The sequence below is a fragment of the Streptomyces sp. NPDC056347 genome (genome assembly GCF_042262625.1).
Taxonomy (GTDB): domain Bacteria; phylum Actinomycetota; class Actinomycetes; order Streptomycetales; family Streptomycetaceae; genus Streptomyces.
Map to the genome: position 1 here is coordinate 24,997 of NZ_JBHJQP010000012.1, position 15,470 is coordinate 40,466.

Annotated in this window: 13 protein-coding genes; 8 read left to right on the plus strand and 5 right to left on the minus strand. The window is 73.6% G+C overall.

The features are described from left to right. The first annotated feature begins 70 nt into the window (after positions 1 to 70). On the plus strand, positions 71 to 880 hold the full coding sequence (locus ACFCV8_RS05200) for an alpha/beta fold hydrolase (RefSeq protein ID WP_376683879.1): 810 nt from the start codon (positions 71 to 73) through the stop codon (positions 878 to 880). Then, entirely contained in the window at positions 877 to 2,046 is a 1,170-nt protein-coding gene (locus tag ACFCV8_RS05205; RefSeq protein WP_376683880.1) for a glycosyltransferase, read from the plus strand. Before ACFCV8_RS05200 ends, ACFCV8_RS05205 begins: the two co-directional genes overlap by 4 nt. A 200-nt stretch (positions 2,047 to 2,246) precedes the next feature. On the opposite strand, the gene ACFCV8_RS05210 is transcribed toward ACFCV8_RS05205, so the two are convergent. Further along, positions 2,247 to 3,038 (minus strand): SGNH/GDSL hydrolase family protein, encoded by a 792-nt coding sequence (locus ACFCV8_RS05210; RefSeq protein ID WP_376683881.1) that lies wholly within the window; start codon positions 3,036 to 3,038, stop codon positions 2,247 to 2,249. Between the two features lie 247 nt (positions 3,039 to 3,285). On the opposite strand from ACFCV8_RS05210, the gene ACFCV8_RS05215 reads away from it, so the two are divergent. The 3 genes from ACFCV8_RS05215 to ACFCV8_RS05225 all read left to right on the plus strand — a co-directional run bounded on the left by ACFCV8_RS05215 (position 3,286) and on the right by ACFCV8_RS05225 (position 8,564). Continuing rightward, positions 3,286 to 5,298, plus strand: coding sequence for a DUF4139 domain-containing protein (locus ACFCV8_RS05215; RefSeq protein ID WP_376683882.1), 2,013 nt, complete (start codon positions 3,286 to 3,288; stop codon positions 5,296 to 5,298). A 7-nt stretch (positions 5,299 to 5,305) separates the two neighbouring features. Further along, complete coding sequence (locus tag ACFCV8_RS05220) at positions 5,306 to 6,868, plus strand: DUF4139 domain-containing protein (protein ID WP_376683883.1); 1,563 nt, start codon at positions 5,306 to 5,308, stop codon at positions 6,866 to 6,868. A gap of 85 nt (positions 6,869 to 6,953) precedes the next feature. Further along, positions 6,954 to 8,564 (plus strand): sensor histidine kinase, encoded by a 1,611-nt coding sequence (locus tag ACFCV8_RS05225; RefSeq protein WP_376683884.1) that lies wholly within the window; start codon positions 6,954 to 6,956, stop codon positions 8,562 to 8,564. Positions 8,565 to 8,580: 16 nt separating this feature from the next. On the opposite strand, the gene ACFCV8_RS05230 is transcribed toward ACFCV8_RS05225, so the two are convergent. After that, positions 8,581 to 9,387 (minus strand): ABC transporter permease, encoded by an 807-nt coding sequence (locus tag ACFCV8_RS05230; RefSeq protein WP_376683885.1) that lies wholly within the window; start codon positions 9,385 to 9,387, stop codon positions 8,581 to 8,583. Beyond that, positions 9,384 to 10,346: an ABC transporter ATP-binding protein gene (locus ACFCV8_RS05235; RefSeq protein ID WP_376683886.1), complete on the minus strand. Its 963-nt coding sequence runs from the start codon at positions 10,344 to 10,346 to the stop codon at positions 9,384 to 9,386. Before ACFCV8_RS05235 ends, ACFCV8_RS05230 begins: the two co-directional genes overlap by 4 nt. Positions 10,347 to 10,545: 199 nt before the next feature. Between ACFCV8_RS05235 and ACFCV8_RS05240 the strand changes: the two genes are divergently transcribed. Next, complete coding sequence (locus ACFCV8_RS05240; protein ID WP_376683887.1) at positions 10,546 to 11,229, plus strand: response regulator; 684 nt, start codon at positions 10,546 to 10,548, stop codon at positions 11,227 to 11,229. Between the two features lie 78 nt (positions 11,230 to 11,307). Beyond that, positions 11,308 to 11,967, plus strand: a complete 660-nt coding sequence (locus tag ACFCV8_RS05245) for an MSMEG_1061 family FMN-dependent PPOX-type flavoprotein (protein ID WP_376683888.1) — start codon at positions 11,308 to 11,310, stop codon at positions 11,965 to 11,967. Positions 11,968 to 12,065: 98 nt separating this feature from the next. Here the strand turns inward: ACFCV8_RS05245 and ACFCV8_RS05250 are convergent, their stop codons facing one another. Continuing rightward, positions 12,066 to 12,413 carry a DoxX family protein gene (locus ACFCV8_RS05250; RefSeq protein WP_376683889.1) on the minus strand — a complete coding sequence of 116 codons (348 nt, stop codon included), beginning with the start codon at positions 12,411 to 12,413 and terminating at the stop codon, positions 12,066 to 12,068. A 94-nt stretch (positions 12,414 to 12,507) separates the two neighbouring features. On the opposite strand from ACFCV8_RS05250, the gene ACFCV8_RS05255 reads away from it, so the two are divergent. Further along, entirely contained in the window at positions 12,508 to 12,951 is a 444-nt protein-coding gene (locus ACFCV8_RS05255) for a MarR family winged helix-turn-helix transcriptional regulator (protein WP_376683890.1), read from the plus strand. Between the two features lie 121 nt (positions 12,952 to 13,072). Here ACFCV8_RS05255 and ACFCV8_RS05260 read toward each other — a convergent pair whose 3' ends face one another. Then, on the minus strand, positions 13,073 to 15,313 hold the full coding sequence (locus ACFCV8_RS05260; protein ID WP_376683891.1) for a serine/threonine-protein kinase: 2,241 nt from the start codon (positions 15,311 to 15,313) through the stop codon (positions 13,073 to 13,075). Positions 15,314 to 15,470: the final 157 nt, after the last annotated feature.

A 15,470-nucleotide genomic window follows, 5' to 3' on the forward strand; every position in this document is an offset into this window, starting at 1 on the left:
CCCGTGCCCGTCCGGCAGCCCCATGACCGGCGTCTCCCGTGTCACCACCGATGAAAGGGCCCGACCCCCCATGCCCAAGATCCGTACCGGCGAGATCATCACCCACGTACAGCAGTTACCGGCCACCGCCGTGCCGGCGCACGGCGGTGAGCCGCAGGTCGTCGTCTTCGTCCACGGGCTGCTCACCGACAGCCTCGCCAGCTACTACTTCACGCTCGGCCCCGCCTTCGCCGCCGCCGGGCACGATGTCGTCATGTACGACCTGCGCGGCCACGGGCGCAGCGACCGGCCGCGCACCGGATACCGCCTGGAGGCGTTCGTCGACGATCTGGCGGCGCTGCTGGACGGGCTGGGCATCACCGACCGGGTGCATCTGGTCGGCAACTCCTTCGGCGGGACGGTCGCCGCCGGGTTCGCCGCCTGGTACCCGGACCGGGTGGCCACGATCACCATGATCGAGTCCGAGCCGCCGGTCGCCGTGTGGAACGAGCACATGAAGGCGGGGCTCGCGGACGCCAAGGAGCACCTGGTCCTGGAGGAGTCGATCAGCTGGATCGCCGCCCACCACGGCGCGCACACCGCCCGGCTCTCGCGGAACGCGGGCCGCATCCTGCGGACGACGACGCTCGCCGAGGACGTGCCGCTGAGCCGGACCATCGACGACGACCTGTCCGCGCTGGCCTGCCCGTTGCTCGCCGTCTTCGGTGACGAGTCGGGGCTCAGCGCCCAGGTGCCGGACCTGGAGGAGCGGGTGGCGGGCTGCCGCACGGTGGTCCTGCCGGAGCAGGGGCACTCGGTGCTGGTCGAACAGCCCGCCGTCACCCGTGACCTCGTCCTGGGGTGGATCGCCGAGCACAGCCCGGCGGGAGCGTTGCGGTGACGCGTGTCCTGCTGGTCGTACCGCCGCTGGTCGGTCACACCAACCCGCTGGTCGGGGTGGCCGACGAGCTGGCCGGGCGCGGGCACCACGTCGCCTGGTGCGGAAACGCCGAGCAGCTGGGGCGGCTCGTGGGCGAAGGCGCGCGGATCTACGACTGCCCGATGCCGGTCGACGGGCAGATGGTCCGGCCGCCGGGGCTGACGGGCCCGGCCGCGTTCCGGTTCCTGTGGGAGAACTTCCTCGTCCCGCTGGCCGATGCGATGGCCCCCGGCGTGGAGGCCGCCGTCGACGACTTCGCGCCCGACCTGGTCCTCACCGACCAGCACACGCTGGCCGGTGCGCTCGTCGCGGAGCGGCGGGGCATCGCGTACGTCAGCTCGGCCAGCACCTCGGCCGAACTCGTCGATCCGCTCGCCGCGTTCCCGAAGATCGGTGCGTGGCTGCGGGAGCTGCTGGACGGGCTGCGGCGCCGCATCGGGAACCCCGGCGCCGAGGGCGATCCGCGGTTCTCCCCGTACGGGGTGGTGGCCTTCACGGGGCGCGAGCTGCTCGGTGACGCGCCGCTGCCGCACGACCGGGTCCGGCTGGTGGGCCCGGTCATCTCCCCGCGCCCGGGCGACGGCGGCTTCCCGTGGGAGGAGCTGGACGAGGACCGGGCGCTGGTACTGGTCTCGCTGGGCACCGCCAACACCGACGCGGGAGGCCGCTTCCTGCGGGAGGCGGTCACCGCCCTGGACGCGCTCCGCGACCGGGTCCAGGGTGTGATCAGCGACCCGGGCGGCCTGCTGGAGGACGTACCGGACGGCATTCTCGTACGGGGGTACGTGCCGCAGCTCGACCTGCTGGCGCGGGCGTCCGCGGTGGTGTCGCACGGCGGGCACAACACCGTCTGCGAATCGCTGTGGCACGGTCTGCCGCTGGTCCTGGCACCGATCCGGGACGACCAGCCGATCGTCACCGAACAGGTGGTGGCGGCGGGCGCCGGGGTGCGGGTGCGCTTCGGGCGGGTCGACGCGGCCCGGCTGCGGACGGCGCTGGAGACCGTCCTCGACGACACCGGCGGGCACCGGACCGCGGCCCGCGCCATCGGCCGGTCCCTGCGGTCGGCGGGCGGCCGGCGGGCGGCGGCCGATCTCGTGGAGAGCGCCGCGGCCGGCCAGGGCTGAGACATATCCCTCGCGCCGGGGCGGGGGCATCCGGCCCACCGGCCGAACACTCCCGCCCCGTTTTCCCGATGCTTTTCCTTCGTTTTCCCTCGGAACCTGCCCGGCGGAAAGGCCGGTATTTCATTTCCCGTTTCCGTGGGTCCCACGATCCCGCATGCCTTTTTCAGGATTTCACGACGCGGGAATTAAGGTCGGCGGATTCAGCCGGTAATACCGTTGAGCAGGGCGAGATATCCGTCGCGGTGCCCGGCGGTGTTCGGGTGGTAGGACTCGTCCAGCTTGCTCCACTCCAGGCTCGTGACCCACTCGGAGCCCTTCGAGCAGATGGTGTGGGGATCGAACGAGGACCGCGGGTCGAGATAGGTGAACCCGGCGCCGGAGGCGGCCGCCGACTCCACCCCGGCCAGCGTGTCGGCCGCCGAGTTGAGCGCCGTGCGCTCCTTGTCGCTCAGCCCGAGGATGCCGCAGGTGCCGCCGATGGTGTAGAGGCGCGGGTAGCCCACGACGACGACCCGGGCCTGGGGGGCGCGGGCCCGGATCGCGGCGTAGACCTGCTGGAGCCTGCCCGGAAGATAGCCGGTCGCGGCGGCCTTGGCGGCCTCCACGCCCGCGACGCAGTCCTTGTCGTCGATGGTCAGGATGCAGTTCTTCAGCACGTCGACGAAGCCCACGTCGTTGCCGCCGACCTGGACGGTCACCAGGGTCGTGTCCGCGGTCACCTGGGGCACCTGGTTGGCCAGCAGCTCCGTGGTGGTGTCACCGGAGCAGGACGCCTCGACGAAGGCGTAGCCGGTGTGCTGCGCCGCCCACAGCCGGCTGTACGCCAGCGGCCCGCGGCGGCAGGCGTCGCCGGAGTTGTCGTACGTCCGCGTGCCGACACCCACCGCGTAGGAATCACCGAGCGCCACATACTTTCCGCCCGCCGCATGCGCCGGGGCGGCCGATATCGCACCGACCAATAAGGCCGACACCATACCGAGAATGATCTTCATGGATCTCATGGGACCCTCTCCGGTCGAGAAAATTTCCGACCCCCATGAAATACCATTGATGAATGCGACGGGAATACCCGTTCATCGGAAAAATCGAGAACTCCCGATGACGCCCGCCCCAACGGACGACTCCCCCGTCCGGGACGGAACGGGCATGCGCCGCCGCGGGCGCGGGGGTGTCCGACGCGCCCCGGGCCGGGCCCCCTATGCTGCGCTCAGCATGGATACGCCAGGGGGGGCTGGACGGATGACGGCCGAGTCGCACGAGTCGCTGGAGTCACTGCCGGGGTGGGGGTCGGCCCTCGATTCGGTCGTGGTGTACGCACGGGGTGCCGTCTGCCGTCGCCTGGCCCGGGGCAGCGTGCCGCCCGGCGGCCGGGTACGGGTGACCGGCCTGCCCCGCTCGCTGGACCCCGGCTCGCTGCGGGTCCGGGTCCTGGGGGACTCCGGGAGGCGGGTCACCGGAGCCCGGGTGGAGGTCGCGGCCGAACCGCCCGGCGCGGGGGCGCCCGACGGACTGCGGGACGAGGTCGAGCGGCTGACCGAGGCGTGCGCGGCGGTGCGCGGGCGCCGGGACCGGCAGCTGGGGCTGATCGAGGAGATCGGCGCGCTCCGCCCCGTACCGCCCGCCCGCAGGCGCGAGGACCCGCACCGCCGTACCGCGGCCGACGCCTGGCTGGCCCTGGCCGACTTCGTCGACGAGAGGCTGACGGGTCTGCACGCCCGCCTGGCCGAGCTGGAGGAGGCGGTGCGCGAGGCGGAGCACCGGCTCGCCCTGGCCGCCGACCGCCTCGCCCGCGCCTCCACCGACGCGCCCTCGCCGCATGTGGACACCACGGTCTGCGCGGTCCTGACGCTCGACGGCGCCGGGGGCCCGGACGCCGAGGTGGAGCTGGAGTACGGGGTGCCGGGTGCCGTCTGGGTTCCGACGTACCGGCTGAGCCACCGTCAGGACGACGACAGCGGCCGCCTGCTGCTGCGCGCCTCGGTCGCCCAGCGGACCGGCGAGGACTGGACCGGCGTACGCCTCGCCCTGGCCACGGCCGATCCCGGGCGCCGCACCGACCTGCCGAGGCTCCGCTCGGTCCGGATCGGACGCGGTCAACCCACCCCCGCGCCCTCCGGCTGGCGCGAGCCACCGGCGGGACTGCGCGACCTGTTCGCCGGGTACGACGCGGCGGGACCCGCCCCGGCCCCGGCGGGCATCCCCTTGGCCGTGGGCGCCGCGCCCGGTGCCGCACCGCCGCCCCCGCCGCCCCCGCCTCCTCCGCCGACCGGGGTTCCGGTGGCCGGCGGGTACGGGGCCGCCCCGGCGGCGTTCCACGGCATGCCTCCGGCGCCCGGCGGTCCCGTCCCCGCACCCGCGGCGCCCGGCCGGGCCGTACCGCCGCCCCCGTCTCCGTCGCCGGCACCCGTGACGGGGCCGCCGCGGCCGGGTGACGCCGAGCTCGACTACGCGGGGCTCGTCCTGTGCGGCCCCGACGAGCAGGGCGGCCGGCGGGGCAGGCTCTTTCCCGGCGCGTCCTTCGACCCGGTGGCGGGTGAGTACCGCCGCCGCGCCGAGGCCGTGGCCGCCCTCCCGCTGCCCGGCCACGCGGTGCGGCCCCGCGAGTCGGCGGGCTCCTTCGACCACCGCTTCGACGCCGCCGCCCGCGTCGACGTACCGTCCGACGGCACCTGGCACACCGTCACCGTCGGGGAGATCCCGGTCGGTCTGCGGACCGAGTACCTCTGCGCGCCGTCCGTCGAACAGACCGTGTACGCCACCCTGATCCTGTCCAACGCCACCGACCAGGCACTGCTGGCGGGGCCGGTTGAGGTCACCGTCGACGGCGACTTCCTGCTGACCGCCGCACTGCCCACGCTCGCCCCGGGCGGGGTACGCCGGATGGGGCTCGGCCCGGCCGAGGCCGTCCGCGTCACCCGCCGTACGCGGCTGCGCGAGTCGACCGCGGGCCTGCGCAGCACCACCACGGTCCTCGACCACGAGGTCCACGTGGAGCTGGCCAACCGGCTGGCGCGGCCGGTCACCGTGGAGGTCCGCGAGCGGGTTCCGGTCACCTCCGATCCGGACGTCCGGATCGAGGAGAAGGCCGACTGGACCGCGCCCGAGGCCGGCGCGGGGTCCGAACCGCACGTGCCGGGCACCCGCGTGTGGCGGCTGGACCTGCCCGCGGGCGCCACCGCCGCCCTCGACGGCGGCTACGAGATCCGCATCCCGGCCGGCAAGGAGCTGACCGGCGGCAACCGCAGGAGCTGAGCACATCATGCCCACGGCCCCGAAGCCGATCGCCCTTCCCGTCACCGCCGTCACCTGCCTGGAGGACCGCGCCCATGTGGAGCGGACCGCCGTGCTGGACCTGACGGCCGGGGTCCAGCGGCTGCGTCTGGGTCCGGTCGGCGCGGCGGCCGTCGACCGGACGCTGCACGCCGAGCTGGTCTCCGGTCACCCCGCGACCGTGCTCGACGCACGGATCGTCCGCACCTGGACGCCGCGCGGGCCGCAGCCGCCCGCCGAAGACGACTCCGCTCTGCGCCACCGCCTCCACGCCCTCGAAACGGAGCTGCGGGAAGAGGAACGGCGGCGCGACCGGCTCCGCGCCCGCCTCGGACTCCTCGGCCGCCTCGCCGCCGACCTGCTGCGGGAGATCGGCGAGGGAGCCGGTTCCGGGGAGAGTGAACCCTCCCGCTGGACCCGCGAGCTGGACCGCGCCGACGAACAGCGCGACATGTACGCGGAACAGCTCCGGGCCGCCGAGGCCAGGCTGGCGGCCCTCGCCACCGAACTCACCGGGACCCGGCAGGCCATGGCGCTCGCCGAGCGGGAACCCGCCGAGCTGGTCGGCCACGTCGAGCTGACCGTGGCGGCCGAGGCGGCCGGGCCGGTCACGCTGCGCCTGAGCCATCTCACCCCGTGCGCGCTGTGGCGGCCCGCCTACCGGGCCGTGCTCGACGGGGACGTACTGACGCTGGAGACCGACGCGATGGTCTGGCAGCACACCGGCGAGGACTGGTCGGACGTACGTCTGACCCTGTCGACGGCCCGCTCCTCCCTGGCCACCGAACCGCCCCGGCCGGCCGAGGACCGGCTCACCCTGACGGACCGTTCCCCGGCCGAGCGCCGCACCGTCGACGTGGAGCTGCGCGAGGAGGAGATCACCAGCCTCGGCCCGGCCCCGGTGCTCGGTCTGCCCGGGGTCGACGACGGCGGCGAGACGCGCGTCCTGCGAGCCCCCGCACCGGTCTCGGTGCCGGGCGACGGCCGCGCCCACCGGGTGCCGCTCTCCTCGTTCAGTACGGCCGCGTCCACCGAGTACTCCTGTGCGCCGGAGCTTTCGCCGCTGGTCACCCGGGTGGCACGGTTCGACAACCGGTCCGGTCACGCCCTGCTCGCCGGGCCGGTGGACCTGGTCCGCGGCAGCGGGTTCGCCGGGCGCGGCACGCTGGAGTTCACCGCCCCCGGCGCCCCGGTGGAGCTGGCCTTCGGCAGCTGCGACGACTTCCGGGTGGTCCGCCGCACCGAGGAGTCCCGTGACACCACCGGCCTCACCCAGCGCACCGTGATCACTCGCACCGTGCGGCTTCACCTGTCCCGGTTTTCGGCTCCCGGTGACCGGGCCGAGCGGACCGTGGTGGTCCGCGAACGCGTCCCGGTCTCCGAGGTCTCGGCGGTGGAGATCCGGCTGCGCGAGGCCGCCTGCTCCCCCGCCCCCGACGCGGTCGACACCGAGGGCATCGTCCACTGGGCCGTGCCGCTGCCGCCCGGCGGCCGGCGCACCGTCACCCTGGTCCACGAACTGACGGCGAGTGCCAAGGTCACCGGCCTCTGAGCCCGCCGGTGTCACGCGGCCCGTCCGTGTGCGGGGCCGTCGGGCGCCCGCCGGTGATCACGGGGCAGCCCTTAGGGTCTGCCGGGTGACGAAACTCGGCTTGACCGGCAAGGCGCTTCCCGGGCCGCCCACGGCTTCCGGGCGGGCGTGGCTGTTCGACGCGGCGCTGTGGACGGTGCTGGCCGGGGCGGGGGCGTGGGAGTTCCGGTCCGCGCTGGAGCCCTCGGCGGTGCGGGACCTGGTGGTGCCCTTCCTCGTGCTGGCGGCGGCCGTTCCGGGCAGTCGCCGGTGGCCGGGCGCCGCCGTGTTCGCGGTGAACGGGCTGTGCGCGCTCGGCCTGACCGACGAGTCGGACCCGGCCAACGCCTACGCCGTGGCGCTGGGGGCGATGACGTATCTGCTGGGTGCCCGGGTGCGGGCGGGGCGCGCCGCGCTGGTCGTGCTCGCTTCGTGCCTGTTCGTGGACCTCGCGGTGTGCGTGGTGCTCGGGCAGGGGGCGATCCGGTGGTTCTACGCGGTCACCATGCTGCCGGTCGCCCTGCTGGTGCCGTGGCTCGTCGGCCGCTACCAGCAGGCGCGACGGGCCCTGGTGTCGGACGGGTGGCGGCTGGCACGGAGCCTGGAGGAGGAGCAGCGCTTCGTCGCCGAACGGGCCCGGCTGCGGGAGCGGACACGTATCGCGGCCGACATGCACGACTCCCTCGGGCACGTGCTGAGCCTGATCGCGCTGCGGGCGGGCGCGCTGGAACTGTCACCGGAGCTGAGCGGCCGGGACCGTGACGACGTGGCGGAGCTGCGCAGGACCGTGTCGGAGGCCGTCGACCATCTGCGCGAGACGGTGACGGTGCTGCGGGACGGACCGGACGCGGACCTTGAGGGTTCCTCCGTCGAGTCCGTCGAGGAGCTCCTGGACCGGGCGAGGGCCTCCGGTGTCGCGGCGGAGCTGGTCCGGGAGGGCGACAGCCCCTCCCTGTCCCCGCTCGTCGGGCACGCCGTGTACCGCGTGGTGCAGGAGTCCCTGACGAACGCGACGAAGCACGCCCCCGGCAGCGCCGTGCGCGTCCGGATCGCCCACGCGGACGGCCGCACCGAGGTCGGCGTGACCAACTCGGCCCCTTCGGCTGTTCCGTCGCCCGGACGGACGCCGGGCAACCGCGGTCTCGCCGGGCTGCGGGAACGGGTGGGGGCACTCGGCGGGGTGCTGCACGCCGGGCCGTTCGAGCGGGGGTTCCGGGTCACCGCCGTGATGCCGGACCGGGTGGGCGCCGCGCCTCTGGGCGGTGCGGTGCCGGCCGCACCCGGCGACGGGGCGGAGTCGGCGCGCCGGATGCGGTACGCGCGGCGCGAGGTCAGGCTGCGGTTCGCGGTGGCCTTCGTCGCCCCGGCCGCGCTCGCCGTGACGGTCCTGCCGTCCGCCGGGTACCTCGCCTACCAGCTGGCGACGTGCATCCTGCGTCCGGCGGACTACGCCGCCATCCAGGTGGGCCAGGAACGGGCGGAGTTCGCCCGTCTCCTGCCGCCGCGCGGCTACCGCTATCCGTCGGACGCCGCCCGGGCCGTGCCCCGCCCGGACGGCAGTGTGTGCACGTTCTACCGGTCGAACGGCAACCTTCTCGACCAGGTCGACCTGTACCGGCTGTGTTTCTCGGACGGCCGGCTGATCGCCAAGGACGTCATACCGGGCGATCCGGTATGACGTCCCGGGGCGCGGGTCAGGCGTCCCGACGCCGGAGCACGCAGGCACCGGCCGCGTGGGCGGCGGCCGCCCACGCCAGCAGGACCAGGAGGCCCGTCGAGGCCGAGTAGGGGGCCTTGCCGTCACCGAGCATGAAGTAGCCGCCCGCGGTCTGCGGCAGGTAGTCGTTGACGGCCAGCAGCACCGGGCCGCCCAGCCCGACCAGCATGCCCGGCAGCGCGGTGATCAGGAAGAACAGGACGGCCACCGCCCCCGCCGCGGTCCGCAGCGCGAACGACACCCCCACCGTCAACACCCCGGTCAGCGCGCAGTAGACGGCCATGGCGAGGATCTGGGAGACCACCTTGGACGTCTCGAACTCGGCGTGCCCCCGGAAGGGTCCCCAGGCCAGGGCGACGCCCAGCACACCGAACACCGTTCCGGCGGTGAAGCCCACCACCGCGCTCAGCAGCGCCTTGGCCACCTGCACCCGCCACCTGACCGGCACCCACAGAAGCGAGGTACGCACGCTGCTGGTCGCGTATTCGCTGGTCACCACGGTCACCGCCAGGACGACCAGGGCGAACTGGGTGAGGATGACCGAGGACACCGGGGCGTTGCCCACCGGCTGGAGCGGTTTGTCGTTGATCCGGGCGATCGACCCGTAGTAGAAGGTGAAGACCGCCGTCACGACCAGGCCCACCACCAGGCAGACGTAGGGCGTACGGATGGACCACAGCTTGGTCCACTCCGCGGCGAACGCACCGGCGAAGCCGCCGCCGGCCCGGTCCGTGTCCCGGCTCCGCCGCTGTGCCCCGCCCGTGGCGGCCGGTACCGCGCTCATGCTCCCGCCTCCCGCGTCCGCGCGGTCTCCGCTTCCCCGGAAACCGTGCCGCCCGTCCCGTACTCCACGCTCCGCGCGGTCAGTTCCATGTAGACCTGTTCCAACGAAGCGGACTCGGTGCGCAGTTCGTGCAGACGCACACCGAGACGGTGCGCCAGGTCACCGACCTCCCCGGCGCTGCGGCCCTTCACGACGAGCCCGTCACCGGCCGATGGCTCCACGTCCCCGTTCCCCTTCCGCAGATGGCCGGCCAGCAGGCGCAGTCCCTCCGGGTCGGGCGTACGGACCCGTACCGACGCCAGGGAACTTCCGGCCAGCAGCTCGGCCATCGAGGTGTCGGCCAGCAGCCTGCCCCGGCCGATGATCACCAACTGGTCGGCGGTCAGCTGCATCTCGCTCATCAGATGGCTGGACAGGAAGACCGTCCGGCCCTCCGCCGCCAGGGACCGCACCAGCTCACGCACCCAGCGGACACCGTCGGGGTCGAGGCCGTTGACCGGTTCGTCGAGGATGAGCACCCCCGGGTCGCCGAGCAGCGCGCCCGCCACCCCCAGCCGCTGGTACATGCCGAGGGAGAACGCCCCGGCCCGCCGTCGCGCCACCTTTGCCAGGCCGACGGTCTCCAGCACCTCGTCGACCCGACGCGTCGGAATGCCGTTGCTGCGGGCCTGCGCCACCAGGTGGGCGCGTGCGGACCGGCCCGGGTGCAGTGCCTTGGCGTCCAGCAGGGCACCGACCTCGCGGACCGGATGGCGAAAGGAGGAGTACGGCCTCCCGCCGATGAGCGCCTCGCCCCCGGACGGGCGGTCCAGGCCCAGGATCATGCGCATGGTGGTCGACTTCCCGGCACCGTTGGGCCCCAGGAATCCGGTCACCCGGCCCTCCCCGATGTCCAGGGTCAGGCCGTCCACGGCGACGGTTTCGCCGTAACGCTTGGTCAGGCCTCGCAGGCTTATCACTCGTTGTCCCTCCGGCTCGCTCGAACTGTTCCCACGCTAGGAAGCGGCCGGACCGGGCACATCGGCCGTTCGCCGGGGGCACCCCCTACTTTCGTCGGGGCGGTGTCACGTCTCCGTTCGAAACGGCCGGTACGACCGGTTCGCCGGGGAGTGCCGGTACTAGGGTCGCCCCGTGCGAGAGACGCGAGAGATACCAGAGATGCCCGAGCCCCCTCGGGACCGGCCGCCGGTGCGCATCCTGCTCGCCGACGACGAGGCGATGATCCGCTCGGGAGTGCGCGCGATCCTGGCGCGGCACCCGGGGACGGAGGTGGTCGCGGAGGCCGCCGACGGCCGGGCGGCCGTGGAGCTGGCCCGCCTGCACCGGCCCGATGTGGCCCTGCTGGACATCCAGATGCCCCGGCTGGACGGACTGGACGCCGCGGTGCAGATGTACCGCGACCGCCCCGGCGCTGCGGTGATCATGCTGACCACGTTCGGCGAGGAGAAGTTCATCGTCCGCGCCCTGCACGAAGGGGCCAGCGGGTTCCTGCTGAAGGCCGACGACCCCCGCGAACTGCTCAACGGGGTACAGGCGGTGGCCGCCGGCGGCGCCTACCTCTCACCGCGGGTGGCGGCCCGGGTGATCAGCGCGCTGCGGACCGGCCGGACGGCGCACGAGACGCCGGCGCGGCATGCGGTGGGACGGCTGACGAAGCGGGAGCTCGACGTACTGGCCCTTCTCGGGGCAGGGCTGTCCAACGCCGAGATCGGGGCGGAGCTGTTCCTGGTGGAGGCCACGGTCAAGGCGCATGTGAGCGCGATCCTCGGCAAGCTGGGGGTACGCAACCGGGTGGAAGCGGCGATCGCCGCGCACGAGGCGGGCGTGGTCCGCCGTGCCTGAGAGCTCCCGCCGGGGCGGACGGCGCCGCCTGGCACGCCCGCGCCGGCCGCTGCCCGGTCGCCTTCTAGGCTCGTCCCCATGACGACCGACACCGACGGCCCGCTCTTCGAATCCCTCCGGGCGGACGCCCTCACCGGACCGGACCAGCTCCGCGAGCTCTACCCGGAGCCGAATCCGAACGCGCTCCGCAAGGAGACCGACCATCTGACCGAGGCGGCCCGGGCGCTGATCGGCTGTTCCTCGCTGGTGTTCATCGGCAGCGCGGACGGCGAGGGCCGGGCCGACGTGACGCCGCGCGGCGGTCCGGCCGGGTTCGTGTCCGTACTGGACGAACGGACCCTGGTGATCCCCGACGCGACCGGCAACAAGCGGCTCGACACCATGCACAACGTGCTGCGGACCGGACGCGTCGGACTGCTCTTCCTCATTCCCGGCCGCCCGACCACGCTGCGTGTCAACGGCCGCGCCTGCGTCTCGGCGCGCCCGGAGCTGCTCGCCCGGCTCACTCCCGTCGGAAAGCCGCCGGTCACCGCGATCGTGGTGCAGGCCGAGCAGGTGTACCCGCACTGCCCGAAGTCGCTGATGCGCGCAGGCGCCTGGCAGCCGGAGCGGTGGGTGCCCGCCGACGCCCAGCCGACCAGCGCCGAGGTGACGCTGGCTCAGCTGAATCTGCCGGACCTGACCGTCGACCAGGTCGAGGAGGCCGAACGGGAGTCGCTGCGCCTGCGTTACGAGTGAATCCGGGCCGGTCCCCCTCGACGACCGGGCCCTTCACGGCTTGAGGTTCTCCGCACCGTCCGCAGCGGCTGCGGGGTCCTCGGGGCTGTCCCGACGCGTCAGGCGGACGCCACGCGCAGCACCAGCGCGGCGGCCGCTATCAGCGTGAGGACGATCACCGGTGCCACGGCGTAGTCCTTGACGCGCAGGTGAGTGATCACGGCTCCGGCGAAGTAGAGCACCAGCCCCGCCGCGGCGGCGATCCCGAGCGGCGCGACCACCAGGCCCGCGAGCAGGCCGAGCGCGCCCGCGGTCTTCGCGGTGGCCAGCCAGGGCATCCAGGAATCCGGCACGCGCACCTTCGTCATATTGCCCACGACCTGCGGATTGCGGGTGAACGTGAGGAATGCGGAGGCGGCGGAGGCAAGCGCGAGCAGCGCGGCGACGATGACGTACCCGACGAACATGATGGAGAGTCCCCAATGATCAATGACCGATAACCGTTGAAGAGTATCAATGATTTATCCAGGTCCACAATGGAGTCACTGTTACGGTGGCGCCATGGCAGCTGCGCACCCGGACGAACGACTCGGTTTTCTCCTCTCCCTCCGCGGAGAGCTCACCGGGGCACGCATTCGCGCCGCCCTGGGCGTCGTCGGGCTGCACCCGCGCAATGCGATGACCCTGATGCATCTGGCCCCCGGGGCCACGAGCCAGCGGGAACTGGCCACCACGATGGCGGTCGACCCCAGTCAACTCGTGGCCATACTCAACGAGTTGGAGTCCTCGGGGCTGTGCGAGCGCCGACGGGACCCCGCCGACCGGCGACGCCACATCGTGGAGATCACGCCGGCCGGTCAAGAGGCCCTCGAACGTATGGACGAGGCGGTGAAAGAGGCCGAGCGCGAACTCTTCGGCAACCTCACCGAGGCCGAGCGGACGCTGCTGCGGAATCTGCTCGACCGTGTCGTGGTGGACCCGACCACCCATGAGTGCGGCGAGTAACCGCGCGCACCGGCCCGACCGGACGTCGCGGTTGAACCGGTGCCGCGTTCGGCGCTGACATCGGCGCTGATCCCGGTGCCGGCATGACGAGCAGAGCGGCGGACGTGCGCCGCCGCCCGGGTCAGCCCGCCTTCGGCGGTTCCTGGGTGTCGAAGGCGAAGAGCGTGTTCGTGGCCGCGGCCACGACCACCACCCGCCCCACGGCCGTCACACGCGGGCTCGCGCCCAGCTCGCCCGTCAGGCCGTCGGCCTGCGGATCCGAGGTCCACAGGGCCGTGCCGTCCTTCGGGGACAGCGCGACCACCCGGCCGGTGGCCGAGCTGAAGTACAGCGCGTCGATTCCCGCGGCGGGGCCCGACGCCCCCTCCACGCCGGTCTGCCGCGACCATTTCGTCCGGCCGGTCGCGGGGTCGATCGCCGTGACGAGGCCGGTCTGCCGGCTCACGTAGAGGGTGCCGTCCACCATCCCGGGCGTCCCCGGGTAGGGCTCGGCCAGCCGGGAGTACGTGACCTTCCCCGACTCCGGGTCGACCCGCACCACCCCGTCGTACCCGGCCAGAGCCGTCCCCTCCCGGTATTCCTGGAGGAGTACGAGATCGCCGTGCGCGACGCCCATCGGCACGGCCGGGCCGTCGACCGTGACCGCCTTGCCCAACGTCCCCGTGGCCCGGTCGAGCGCGTACAGGGTGGAGTGGCGTACCTCCACGGCGTCCACCTCGTCATCCGGCGCGCACATCGCGAAGAGCCGCGGCCCCGCCGGGACGGGGGCGCACTGCGCGTTCGCGGGGAACGGCGCCGTCCAGGCGACCTTGCCGCTGTGCGCGTCCCGGGCCTCGAAGCGGGAGTTCGCGGCGTCGACCGTCACGACGGTGGAACCGATCACCAGGGCGTCCTGACTCCGGCCCATGACGGCCTGCGACTGGGCGCCGGACGGCACGGACCACAGCTCCCGGCCACTGTCCGCGTCGACGGCCACCACCTCGATGGGAGGGCCCTGCGGGGCGTCCTGGGAGGCGATGCGGTAGCCGAGCACCGTGTCGTCGGTCGCGCCCACCAGGTGCACGCCCTGGGTGGGGACGCCCGGGCTCTTCACCGTCCACTTCTGCGAGCCGTTCAGGACGTTGATACGGGTCGCGACCACGCCGCCGCCCCCGCAGAACACCGCTTCGCCGTGCGCGACGCAGCGCAGCTCGTCGGGGATGTCCTCGCGGCCGCCCGGTACGACGGTGTGCCACGGCTCGAAGCCGTCCGGGAGGGCGACGGCGGGCGGCGTGACGCCGTCGCCCTTGCCGTCGCCGTCTCCTCCGCGGTCGCCCAGCGTCAGCGCGGCGGCTCCCCCGCCGATCGCCGCGACCGCGACCGCGGCCGCGAGCACGGGACGCCAGCGGCGACGCCGGCGGACACCGGCTGCGGTGTCGGTGCCCCCGGTGACGGGCCCGGCCGCAGCGGTGGCCGGGACGCCCGGTGCCCGGGTGGTCGGCGTCGGGAGGTGGTGCTGGGTGCTCACGTCACGGGTGTGGCTCGCGCCCGCCGCGCTCGCGACGGTGCCGCCGAGGTCGGCCGGCAGGTCCCGCAGCAGGACGAGGAGCTCGTCCGCCGAGGGGCGCCGCTCGGGCTCCTTCTCCAGACACCGCTCGACGACCGCGCGCAGCGCCGACGGCACGGCGTCCAGCGACGGCTCCTCGTGCAGAACCTGGTACGCCGTCATGTAGGGGCTGTCCGCGTCGAACGGGCCGCGGCCCGTCGCCGAGTAGACCAGCAGCGTGCCGAGCGAGAAGACGTCGGATCGCGGCCCCACACCGCGCGGCGCCTGCAGCTGCTCCGGGGACATGAACGGCGGCGTACCGATGATCCGCCCGGTCATCGTCAGCGTCTGCTGGTCCGTGGCGCGCGAGATGCCGAAGTCGATGACGCGCGGACCCTCGGGCGAGAGCACGACGTTCGAGGGCTTCAGGTCACGGTGCACGACCCCCACCCGGTGGATGTCGCGCAGCGCCTCCGCCAGCCCGATGGCCAGTCTTCTGAGCTCCGCCCCGTCCAGCGGGCCCTTCGTGGCGATGTGCTGGGTGAGCGTGTGCCCCTCGATGTAGGCCGTCGCCATCCACGGCCGCTCGGCCTCGGGGTCGGCGTCGACCACGGCCGCGGTGAACGCGCCGCTCACCCGCCTCGCCGCCGCGACCTCCTGGCGGAAGCGGATACGGAACTCGTCGTCCGCCGCGAACTGCTGGTGGATCAGCTTGATCGCGACGGGCCGCCCCGAACTCGTACGGGCGAGAAAGACCGTGCCCATGCCACCCGAGCCGAGCCTGGCCTCCAGCGGATAGCCGCCGACCTCGACCGGATCACCTCCGCGCAGCGACACTCTCCCCGACCTCCCGTCCCCCGTGCACCTCTGCCGCCACGGGCCTGCGTGTTTCTCCTGCACACAAACTAGCCGCAGGGCGGCACGGCGGAGCAATGCGGGTGGGTGACGGACGGGAATCGCGTTGATGGCGGGAAGGTCCGGCCGCGGATGCGCA

Excerpts from the sequence above, each read along its gene's own strand:
- ACFCV8_RS05215 (WP_376683882.1), top strand. The coding sequence starts at position 3,286 with ATGACGGCCGAGTCGCACGAGTCGCTGGAGTCACTGCCGGGGTGGGGG.
- ACFCV8_RS05220 (WP_376683883.1), top strand. The coding sequence starts at position 5,306 with ATGCCCACGGCCCCGAAGCCGATCGCCCTTCCCGTCACCGCCGTCACC.
- ACFCV8_RS05240 (WP_376683887.1), top strand. The coding sequence starts at position 10,546 with ATGCCCGAGCCCCCTCGGGACCGGCCGCCGGTGCGCATCCTGCTCGCC.
- ACFCV8_RS05210 (WP_376683881.1), bottom strand. The coding sequence starts at position 3,038 with ATGAAGATCATTCTCGGTATGGTGTCGGCCTTATTGGTCGGTGCGATA.
- ACFCV8_RS05245 (WP_376683888.1), top strand. The coding sequence starts at position 11,308 with ATGACGACCGACACCGACGGCCCGCTCTTCGAATCCCTCCGGGCGGAC.
- ACFCV8_RS05255 (WP_376683890.1), top strand. The coding sequence starts at position 12,508 with ATGGCAGCTGCGCACCCGGACGAACGACTCGGTTTTCTCCTCTCCCTC.
- ACFCV8_RS05250 (WP_376683889.1), bottom strand. The coding sequence starts at position 12,413 with ATGTTCGTCGGGTACGTCATCGTCGCCGCGCTGCTCGCGCTTGCCTCC.
- ACFCV8_RS05200 (WP_376683879.1), top strand. The coding sequence starts at position 71 with ATGCCCAAGATCCGTACCGGCGAGATCATCACCCACGTACAGCAGTTA.
- ACFCV8_RS05230 (WP_376683885.1), bottom strand. The coding sequence starts at position 9,387 with ATGAGCGCGGTACCGGCCGCCACGGGCGGGGCACAGCGGCGGAGCCGG.